At 69.5% G+C, this 9,814-nt stretch carries 10 protein-coding genes; 5 read left to right on the top strand and 5 right to left on the bottom strand.

The genetic code is table 11. From position 1 onward, the window contains the following. The first annotated feature begins 227 nt into the window (after positions 1 to 227). The 3 genes from WG212_RS14920 (at position 228) to lepA (ending at position 2,728) form a co-directional block, all read left to right on the top strand. The gene (locus tag WG212_RS14920) at positions 228 to 422 is read left to right on the top strand and encodes a hypothetical protein (RefSeq protein WP_337187902.1); all 195 of its coding nucleotides are present in this window, start codon (positions 228 to 230) and stop codon (positions 420 to 422) included. A gap of 57 nt (positions 423 to 479) precedes the next feature. Further along, the gene (locus tag WG212_RS14915; RefSeq protein ID WP_337187901.1) at positions 480 to 848 is read left to right on the top strand and encodes a DUF2784 domain-containing protein; all 369 of its coding nucleotides are present in this window, start codon (positions 480 to 482) and stop codon (positions 846 to 848) included. 71 nt (positions 849 to 919) lie between these two features. After that, positions 920 to 2,728, top strand: coding sequence for a translation elongation factor 4 (lepA, locus tag WG212_RS14910; RefSeq protein ID WP_337187900.1), 1,809 nt, complete (start codon positions 920 to 922; stop codon positions 2,726 to 2,728). 6 nt (positions 2,729 to 2,734) lie between these two features. Here the strand turns inward: lepA and WG212_RS14905 are convergent, their stop codons facing one another. After that, positions 2,735 to 3,319, bottom strand: coding sequence for a GNAT family N-acetyltransferase (locus WG212_RS14905; RefSeq protein ID WP_337187899.1), 585 nt, complete (start codon positions 3,317 to 3,319; stop codon positions 2,735 to 2,737). Positions 3,320 to 3,530: 211 nt separating this feature from the next. Between WG212_RS14905 and WG212_RS14900 the strand changes: the two genes are divergently transcribed. Further along, entirely contained in the window at positions 3,531 to 4,160 is a 630-nt protein-coding gene (locus WG212_RS14900; protein ID WP_337187898.1) for a DUF1134 domain-containing protein, read from the top strand. Between the two features lie 149 nt (positions 4,161 to 4,309). After that, a complete protein-coding gene (locus tag WG212_RS14895) occupies positions 4,310 to 5,005 on the top strand; it encodes a PEPxxWA-CTERM sorting domain-containing protein (protein WP_337187897.1) in 696 nt (231 codons plus the stop codon). A gap of 98 nt (positions 5,006 to 5,103) precedes the next feature. On the opposite strand, the gene WG212_RS14890 is transcribed toward WG212_RS14895, so the two are convergent. Genes WG212_RS14890 through pheS form a run of 4 tightly spaced genes read right to left on the bottom strand, consistent with a single transcriptional unit; the run spans position 5,104 to position 9,731 of the window. Next, positions 5,104 to 5,658, bottom strand: coding sequence for a TIGR00645 family protein (locus tag WG212_RS14890; protein WP_337187896.1), 555 nt, complete (start codon positions 5,656 to 5,658; stop codon positions 5,104 to 5,106). A 46-nt stretch (positions 5,659 to 5,704) separates the two neighbouring features. Continuing rightward, a complete protein-coding gene (gene pheT / locus WG212_RS14885; RefSeq protein WP_337187895.1) occupies positions 5,705 to 8,074 on the bottom strand; it encodes a phenylalanine--tRNA ligase subunit beta in 2,370 nt (789 codons plus the stop codon). Further along, entirely contained in the window at positions 8,071 to 8,625 is a 555-nt protein-coding gene (locus WG212_RS14880) for an ASCH domain-containing protein (protein ID WP_337187894.1), read from the bottom strand. Before WG212_RS14880 ends, pheT begins: the two co-directional genes overlap by 4 nt. Next, positions 8,622 to 9,731, bottom strand: a complete 1,110-nt coding sequence (pheS, locus tag WG212_RS14875) for a phenylalanine--tRNA ligase subunit alpha (RefSeq protein ID WP_337187893.1) — start codon at positions 9,729 to 9,731, stop codon at positions 8,622 to 8,624. The genes WG212_RS14880 and pheS overlap by 4 nt, the downstream gene beginning before the upstream one ends. Positions 9,732 to 9,814 lie beyond the last annotated feature (83 nt).

Genomic DNA, 9,814 nt, shown 5'->3' with positions numbered 1-9,814 from the left:
CGAGGTCGGGGCTGCGCCCGAGGGGCGCGGTCGAGCTTAGGTCGGTCACGCGGCGTTTGCCGTCAAGCCTGGGCGTATTTGCGGCGCCTGTGCCCCGTTCGGGACCTCCGCCTCGCGTGGCGGGTGAATCTCGAAGGCTGTCATTGCGCTGCAACAGAAATTCGTAGAATGGCTTTTGCAGTGCAGCGCCCGTGGGTCGGCCACACGACCCATACTGGAGCAGAGTGATGATCGAGTTGCGTACCTTTCCGGGCCTGTTCGTGGGCCGCCGCACCCTCCTCCTCGCCGAGGAAGCGCCGCGAGACGGCGAGGGCTCGGCCTTCGCCTGCGGCGCCTGCCGCACCGAACTGATCCGGGCGGACCGCACCTTCCTGAACGACGTGGTCGTGAAGTGCAGCTGCGGCGAGTTCAACCAGCTCTGAGCGCCTGACCCGCGGCCGGCGGCTGCGCCGGCCGGTCGACAGGTCCATACTGCGGGGATGGATCCCGCCGCCCTCGGCCAGATCGTACTTGCGGTCCACCTGGCCGTGATCGCCTTCAACGTGGCGGGCCTGATCCTCGTGCCCGCAGGCGCGGCCCTGGGGTGGCGCTGGGTGCGGAGCCGCTGGCTGCGCGCGCTGCACGTCGGGTCGCTCGCCGTGGTGGCGTTGCAGGCGGTGCTGGGGCGGGCGTGTTTCCTCACCGACTGGCAGGCCGCGCTCACGGGCGGCGGCGCGTCCGACCCGCTGATCATGCGTTGGCTGAACGGCCTGATCTACTGGCCGCTGCCGGCCTGGGTGTTCGCCGCGGGCTATGTCGCAGCGCTCGCATACGTGGTCGCGCTCTGGCGATGGGTCCCCCCACGGTGACCGCGGGCCGGTCGGCGGCCGACAGGCGGCGCGCTAGCGTGCGGCGCGGGGTGTGCTAGACGGGCGCCACAATGACCACGCCCCTCGACAAGATCCGCAACTTCTCGATCGTCGCCCACATCGACCACGGCAAGTCCACGCTCTCCGATCGCCTGATCCAGGAGACCGGGGCCCTGACCGCACGCGAGATGTCCGAGCAGGTGCTCGACAACATGGAGATCGAGCGCGAGCGCGGGATCACCATCAAGGCCCAGACCGTCCGGCTGCACTATCACGCCGACGACGGCGAGACCTACGTCCTCAACCTGATGGACACGCCCGGCCACGTGGACTTCGCCTACGAGGTCAGCCGGTCGCTGGCCGCCTGCGAGGGCTCGATCCTGGTGGTGGACGCCTCGCAGGGCGTCGAGGCCCAGACGCTGGCGAACGTCTACCAGGCCATCGACAACAACCACGAGATCGTCCCGGTCCTGAACAAGATCGACCTGCCGGCCGCCGAGCCCGAGCGGGTGCGCCAGCAGATCGAGGACGTGATCGGCCTGGACGCCTCGGACGCCGTGGAATGCTCGGCCAAGTCGGGCGTGGGCATCCACGACGTGCTGGAGGCGATCGTGCATCGCCTGCCGCCGCCCAAGGGCGACCGGGATGCGCCGCTGAAGGCCCTGCTGGTGGACGCGTGGTACGACCAGTACCTGGGCGTGGTGGTGCTGGTCCGCGTCTTCGACGGGACACTGAAGGTCGGCCAGAAGGTCAAGATGATGCAGACCGGCGCCCAGTACCAGATCGACCGCCTGGGCGTGTTCCGGCCCAAGCAGACCGACGTGGCCGAGCTGGGTCCGGGCGAGGTGGGCTACATCACCGCCTCGATCAAGGAGGTGGCCCACGCGGCGGTGGGCGACACGATCACCGACGAGAGGAGGCCGACCGACAAGCCGCTGACCGGCTTCCGCGAGGTGCAGCCGGTGGTGTTCTGCGGCCTCTTCCCGGTGGACGCCGCCGACTTCGAGGACCTGCGCGCCGCCATCGGCCGCCTACGCCTGAACGACGCCAGCTTCACCTACGAGATGGAGACCAGCGCGGCGCTGGGCTTCGGCTTCCGCTGCGGGTTCCTGGGGTTGCTGCACCTGGAGATCATCCAGGAGCGTCTCAGCCGCGAGTTCGACCTGGACCTGATCGCGACGGCGCCGTCGGTGGTCTACAAGATCCAGCTGGCCCACGGCGGCGGCGAGATCGAGCTCCACAACCCGGCCGACCTGCCCGACCCGGTGAAGATCGAGAGCATCGCCGAGCCGTGGATCAAGGCCACGATCTTCACGCCGGACGACTATCTCGGCGCGATCATCAAGCTGTGCCAGGACCGCCGCGGGCAGCAGCGCGAGCTGAGCTACGTCGGCAACCGCGCCATGGTGGTCTACGACCTGCCGCTGAACGAGGTGGTGTTCGACTTCTACGACCGCCTGAAGTCGATTTCGAAGGGCTATGCGTCCTTCGACTACTCGATCGAAGAGTACCGGGTCGGCGACCTTGTGAAGATGTCGATCCTGGTGAACGCCGAGCCCGTGGACGCGCTCTCCATGCTGGTCCACCGCGACCGGGCCGAGAGCCGCGGCCGGGGCATGGTCGAGAAGATGAAGGAACTCATCCCGCCGCACATGTTCCAGATTCCGATCCAGGCGGCCATCGGCGGCCGGATCATCGCCCGCGAGACCGTCCGCGCGCTGCGCAAGGACGTGACGGCCAAGTGCTACGGCGGCGACGCCACCCGCAAGCGCAAGCTCCTCGACAAGCAGAAGGAGGGCAAGAAGCGCATGCGCCAGTTCGGCAAGGTGGAGATCCCGCAGGAAGCCTTCATCGCCGCCCTGAAGATGGACGCGGACTGAGGGGCCTCAGCCCCGGCCGGGCCGCAGCATCCAGTGGATCGGCGGGGCGGTGGCCGTCTCGGTGCGGCCGATCACCTCGAAGCCGTGGCGCTCATAGAAGGGGATGTTCCGCGGGTTCGGGGATTCCAGCCAGGCGGGCAGGCCCGTTTCGTCGACGATCCTGAGCGAATGCTTCATCAGCCGCGCGCCCAGGCCCGCGTTCTGCCGCGCCGGATCGACCGCCAGCCAGGGCAGGTACCAGTGCGGATAGTCCGGATGCGCCCCGCCCACCTGGGTGGCGATCTCGAACATCTCGGGCATCTTCTCGGGCGCGACCTTGTCCTGGATGGCGGCGACGACGCCCTCCGAATCGCCCGCCACGCCCGGCGGCAGCCAGATGGCGACTCCGGCGTGATCCTCGACCTGAAAGGTCATCCCGTGGTCGAAGGCGGGGCCATGCATGGCGGCCGCGAACCGGGGGAAACCCGTGAGGTACTTGCCTGGCGTGTCGAAGATCCAGCGCATGACCGGGTCGGCCATGAATCCCGCTATCAGCGTCTCCGCGGCGACCTGCGCGTCGGTCGCCCGCTCCACATCCGGGCTTTGGCTCATCGTCCCCTCCTCGCGAGCGCAGGAGAGATTCCTGACGCCCGTCTCATCTTTGCCGTCATGGGCGATGAAATTGAGGGAAGGGGCAAGTCCCTGAGACGACGACAAGGAAACCATCGCGTCTGCCCGACGTGGTTAATCGGCCGTTAAGGCAGGGCCGGCCATCCAGGGCAGGGCGGACAACTGATTCAACTCGGAGGCGGAGAAGCGCCCAATGGACCGACGCACACTCATCGTTTCGGGGCTGGCGGCCGCCGGCGCACCGGGCGTCCTCGCGCCGGGATCGGCCTGGGCGCAGCGCGGGGCCGAGGCGCCGCCGCCGCCCAACAGCTCGCCGTCCTACGCGTCGGGCGGACCGACCGAGACCTACAGCCAGGACGAGATCGTCCGCAGCGTCTCGGACTTCCTGGGGGTCACGGCCGAGGCCGCCGGCGCGGCGGTCGAGCGCCTGTTCGCCAGCAACGGCCGCCCCACCGCCTACATCGCGGGCGAAGAGGGTTCGGGCTCGTTCGTCCTGGGTCTGCGCTACGGCCGTGGCCTCATGTACATGAAGGACCGTCAGGCTCAGGAGGTCTTCTGGCAGGGTCCTTCGATCGGCTGGGACTGGGGCGGCAACGCCAGCCGGGTCTTCACCCTTTGCTACAATCTCCATGTCCCGGAGATGATCTACCAGCGTTTCCCCGGCGTCGAAGGCTCGGCCTACCTAGTGGGCGGCCTGGGCGTGAACTACCAGCGCGCCGAGGAGATCACGCTGGCGCCGATCCGCGCGGGCGTCGGGCTCCGGCTCGGCGCGAACGTGGGGTATCTGGCCTACACGCGGAAGCGGAACATCATCCCGTTCTGAAGCCTGCGCAGACCCGTCCGTAGACGCTGTCCGAGCTCGCGCGTCAGGCGAGTCCACATTGACTTATGGCCGCGGTGGCGCTCTGTCGATCCATAGTCGGCGAACCTGGTTCGTTGAGGGGGCCCATTTTCTGAACGTGGAGTGGGCTGATGAGACTTTCGATCGGGATGGTCGCCGGGCTGGCGTTGTCCGGCGTCACGGCCGGGGCCGTGCAGGCGACGGCGTATACGGATGAGGCGGCATGGCGGGCCGCGGTGCTGAACGTCTATGCGCTGGAAACCTGGGATACGCCGGCGACCCCGACGTACGGCGATGTGGGCGCCATGCCCTCGCTGGGCATCCGGTTCCTGCCGCTGAACGACGGGACGCAACCCACCGTACAGCCCTATGCGCAGACGGGCGGCGTGGTGCGCTCAGGGCCCAACAACCTGTTGAACGACCGAGACTATTCGCTGCCCGCCCGTGGACCTCTGAACATCGTGCCGCTCAACAGCGGTGACTATTTCTTCGGCCTGGGAATGTGGAACGTGGGCGGGGACGACACCCTGACCCTCACCTTCTTCGACGCCGACGACAACATCATCGAGAGCGTGACCTCGGCGGCGTCCTACGGCTTCTTCGGCCTGGTCAGCACCACCCAGGGCGCGGTTCGCGCCCAGGTGGCCTTCGCCGGCGGCAACGAATATTCGCCCACCGACGACTTCCAGACCGCGGTGCGGGGAACCTTCGTGCCGACCGATCCCGGCGTCGTTCCCGAGCCTGGAGCCTGGGCCCTGATGATCGCCGGCTTCGGCGCCGCCGGAGCCATGCTGCGCCGTCGTCGCCAGGGTTTCTCAGCCGCCTGAACCCCCGTGTGCTTGCCGCCGCCCTGCTTGCCGCAGGGCGGCGGCCTGCGCCCTTCGCGGCGACCAGGGGGCGTGGCGTCGGTCCGGGGGACGCAGGCTCAGTGCTTCTCGGCCTTGCCGGCCAGCCAGTCCATCAACGCCAGCAGCACGCCCGAGACCACGAACACGACGTGGATCGTCACCAGCCACATCAGGTGGCGGTCGGGGATTTCCTTGCCTTCGGCCAGCTCCATGAACGCCTTCAGGAGCGCGATGGCGCTGATGGCCACGATCGAGGCGATCAGCTTCATCTTGAGGCCCGAGAAGTCGACCGTGCCCATCCAGCCGGGCCGGTCCTCGTCGTCGCCGGTGTCGATCTTGGAGACGAAGTTCTCGTAGCCCGAGAAGATCACGATCAGCAGCAGGTTGCCGGCCAGCGACAGGTCGATGAGCGCCAACACCATGAGGATCGCCTCTTCGGCGCTCATGGTCATGATGTTGGACAGTTCGTGGATCGCCTCGTTCGTGAAGACCACGAGCAGGGCGCCGAGGGCGACGACCAGGCCCACGTAGAACGGCGCCATGAGCCAGCGCGAATGGAAGAGGCCGAGCTCCAGATAGTGCTCGAGCAGCGGCTTGATCGGCCGGGGGCGTTGCGCGGGGGGCTGGCTCATGGCCGCCTAGATAGCGGCTGGCGCGCCGTGCGCAACGGGCCTCCGGCTACCCGCGCAGCTTCGCGCCCACGGCCTTCTCGGCGGCGGTGACGATGCGGGCGGAAAGGGACTCGATCTCGCCTTCGGTCAGGGTCTTGTCGCGCGGCTGGATCACCACCTCGACGCCCACGGACTTCTGTCCTTCGGGAACGCCGGCGCCGGCGTAGACGTCGAACACGCGAGCTTCGGCGATGAGCGCCTTGTCCACGCCCAGCAGTGGCCGCACAAGATCGCCGGCCGGCGTGTCGGCTCCCACCAGGAAGGCGAAGTCGCGGCTGAGCGGCATGAGCGGCGAGAGCTCCAGCGCGGGCTTGGTCTTCACGCCCTTCTTCTTGGGCTCGGGCAGGGCGTCCAGCACGATCTCGAAGGCCAGCATCGGGCCTTCCGCGTCGATCGTCTTGAGCACCGCCGGGTGCAGTTCGCCGAACTCGGCGACCACCACCTTGGGGCCGAGCTGGAGCCGGGCCGAGCGGCCGGGATGCCACCAGGGGGCGTTCTGGCCCTGGACGATCTGGAGGGACGGCGCGCCCAGGTCGTCCAGCAGCGCCAGCAGGTCGGCCTTGAGCGTGAACAGCGCGTCGTCGCCGGACTTCGCCCAATGCCTGGGCCCATGCGGCGCCAGCAGCGCGGTCACCGCCGTCCACTGGTCGGCCGGCTCGTCGCCGCGGAAGTTGGGACCCACCTCGAAGAGGGCGGCGTCGGGGAAGCCCTTGCGGGCGTTGCGCGCGGCCGCCTCGATCAGGTTCGGCAGGGCCGAGGGGCGCATGGTCGACAAGTCGGCCGCGATGGGGTTGGTCAGCACCAGCCTGGGGTCGCCGCCGCCGAACAGCTTCGCCCAGTCCTCGCGCAGGAAGCTCCAGGTGACGGCCTCGGCGTAGCCCCGGGCCGCCAGCGCCCGGCGGGCGTCGCGCATCCGCCGCTGGCGCAGGGTGAGCACGCCGCCCGGCGCGCGCGGCATCGGAGGCAGGGGCGTGGACGGCAGGGCCTCGAAGCCCTCGATCCGGGCCACCTCCTCCACGAGGTCGGCCTTGCCCTCGACGTCTCGCCGCCACGACGGTGGGGTCACGGCGTCGCCGTCCACCGCGAAGCCCAGCCGGGTCAGGATCTCGTCGATACGCGCGGGCGTCACGTCCAGGCCCGACAGCTTCTTCACATAGGCCCGGTCGAAGACGATGGCCTCGGGGGGCGCGGGCGCGTGGCCGGCCACGCGGATCTCGGACGCTTCGCCGCCGCAGAGGTCCAGGATGAGTTGCGTCGCCTGTTCCAGGCCCGGGACGACCGACTGGGGATCGACGCCGCGGGCGAAGCGGTACTGGGCGTCCGAGGCGATCCCCAGCGACCGCCCGGCCTGGGCCGTGCGGATCGGGTCAAACCAGGCGCATTCCACGAAGACGTCGGTGGTCTCGTCCAGCGACTTGGTGGACTCGCCGCCCATGACGCCGCCCAGCCCGATGGGGCCGGAGCCGTCGGCGATCACGCAGACCTCCGGGCCGGCGGCATAGGTTTCGCCATCCAGCGCCGCGAGCGTCTCGCCCTCGCGGCCCAGGCGGGCCTCGATGACCGGGCCGGTCAGCTTCTTCGCATCATAGACGTGCAGCGGCCGGGCGCGGTCGTAGGAGATGAAATTGGTGACATCGACCAAGGCGTTGATGGGGCGCAGGCCGATGCTGGCCAGCCGCTGCTGAAGCCAGGCGGGCGAGGGGCCGTTCCGCAACCCCCGGATCAGCCGGCCGGCGAAGACCGGACAGGCGTCGCCGTCGACGCGGATCTCGATGGGGCAGGCGAAGGCGCCCTTCACCGGCTGGACCGGGTCGGGCTTCAGCGTCCCCAGGCCGGCGGCGGCCAGGTCGCGGGCGATGCCGCGTACGCCAAGCCAATCGGGCCGGTTGGGCGTGACCTCGAAGTCGATCACGGCTTCCAGGCCGAAGGCCTCGGCGGCGGCGGCGCCCACGGCCAGGCCCTCTGGGAGTTCGACGATGCCCTCGGAATCCTCGGCGACCTCCAGCTCCTTGGCCGAGCAGAGCATGCCGTTGGAGACCACGCCGCGGACGGGGCGGGCCTCCAGGGTGATCCCGCTGCCGGGCACATAGGCGCCGATGGGGGCATAGATGGTGGTCAGGCCCGCCCGCGCATTGGGCGCGCCGCAGACGATCTCGAGCCGGCCGTCCTTCGTATCGACCTGGCAGACCCGCAGCTTGTCCGCATTGGGATGCTGGACCGCCTCGACGATCCTGGCGACCGTGAACGCCGCCAGTTTCTCGGCCGGGTTCTCGACATGCTCGACCTCGAGGCCGGCCATGGTCATCGCGGCGACCACCTCGTCGACGCCGGCGTCGGTGTCGAGGTGCTCCTTGAGCCAGGAGAGGGTGAACTTCATCGTGCGAGCTCGCTTGAGCCCTCTCCCCCTTGCGGGGAGAGGGTTGGGAGTGGGGGGGTCGGCGCCGGGGCTGGTTGAGCATCTCGCGCCGCCGGCGCGAGCACCCCCACCCCCGACCCCTCCCCGCAAGGGGGAGGGGAGGGCGCTTCAGTCGTTTCGACCAGGCGGAAGCGTTCGCACCAGAGCATCATGTCGGGCGAGAAGCCGCCGTTGCGGGTGAAATAGGCCTGATGGCCGTCGCGCCAGTCCTCGAGGCAGGTGTCACCCTCGCCTTCGGCCTCGGCGAACGCCCAGGGCACGTCGCAGAAGCGCATGCGCTCCAGAGAGGTCGTCTCGACCACGGCGCGCGGGCGGCCGGCGCCATCCCTGACGACCATGCGCTTGCCCACATGCGTCTGCTCGCCCTCGGCGACCGACCAGCAGGTGGCGGTCTTGGCGCCCGCCAGCACGAAGCCCAGCAGGCGGTCCGCCATCTCCGGGCTGTCGCCGAACGCGAAGCTCTCCAGCGACCGCCAATCCTGAACTGGGGCCTGAGCGGCGGCCTCGCTCATGACAGCCCCGTCGCCGGGTTCGGCGCCTGGAAGGCCGAGAAGCCGAAGTGCTCGAGCCAGCGGACGTCGCTGGCGAACATGTCGCGCAGGTCGGGCATGCCGTACTTCAGCATCCCCAGCCGGTCGACGCCGAAGCCGAAGGCGAAGCCCTGCCAGACGTCGGGGTCCAGGCCGCAGTTGCGCAGCACGTTGGGATGCACCATCCCGCAGCCCACGATCTCCATCCAGTCGGCGCCCTGGCCGATCTTCACGTCTCCGCCCGAGCGGTCGCAGCGCACGTCCATCTCGGCGCTGGGCTCGGTGAACGGGAAGTGGTGCGGGCGGAAGCGCGTCTCGACCACCGGCGTCTCGAAGTAGCGGGCGATGAACTGGTCCAGCGTCCACTTCAGGTGGCCCATGTGGATGTCGCGGTCGATCACCAGGCCTTCGAGCTGGTGGAACATCGGCGTGTGGGTGGCGTCCGAGTCCGAGCGATAGGTGCGGCCGGGCACGATCACGCGGATCGGCGGCTCCTGCCCGCCTGCGATCCAGGCGGGCGGCTTCTCGTTCGTCCGCTGCATCACGCGCACCTGCACGGGGCTGGTGTGGGTGCGCAGCACCTTGCGCTCGCCGCGCTCGTTCTCGGGCAGCCAGAAGGTGTCGTGCATCTCCCGCGCCGGGTGCTTGGGCGGGAAGTTGAGCGCGGTGAAGTTGTGGAAGTCGTCCTCGATGTCCGGGCCTTCGGCCAGGCTGAAGCCCATCTCGGCGAAGACGGCGATCATCTCGTCCATCACCTGCATCGTCGGATGCACCCGCCCGCGCCGCTCGGGCGGCGGCGGGAGCGAGAGGTCCACGCGCTCGGAGGCGAGGCGCGCGTCCAGTTCGGCGGCTTCCAGCGCGGCCTTGCGGCGGGCGACGTGGGCGGCGACCTCGTCGCGCAGGCCGTTGATCTTCGGGCCCAGCTCGCGCCGCTCGTCGGGGCTCATCCGGCCCAGCGACTTCAGCAGCTCGGAGATGGTCCCGGACTTGCCCAGCGCCTCGACGCGGACGGCGTCCAGGGCGGCCAGGTCCGCGGCGGCGGCGATCCGCTCGTCCAGCGTGCGCGAGAGTTCGGAATAGTCGGTCATGGGAGGCTTGTCCTAGAGGACGTTGGTAGGGAGTGGAACCCGCTCCTCCCCCGAACCGAAGAGTTCGGGGGAGGGGGACCCCG

Origin of the sequence: Phenylobacterium sp. (genome assembly GCF_037189685.1) — a bacterium.
In the GTDB taxonomy this organism is placed as follows: domain Bacteria; phylum Pseudomonadota; class Alphaproteobacteria; order Caulobacterales; family Caulobacteraceae; genus Phenylobacterium.
This window is presented reverse-complemented; position numbering and strand designations above follow the sequence as displayed.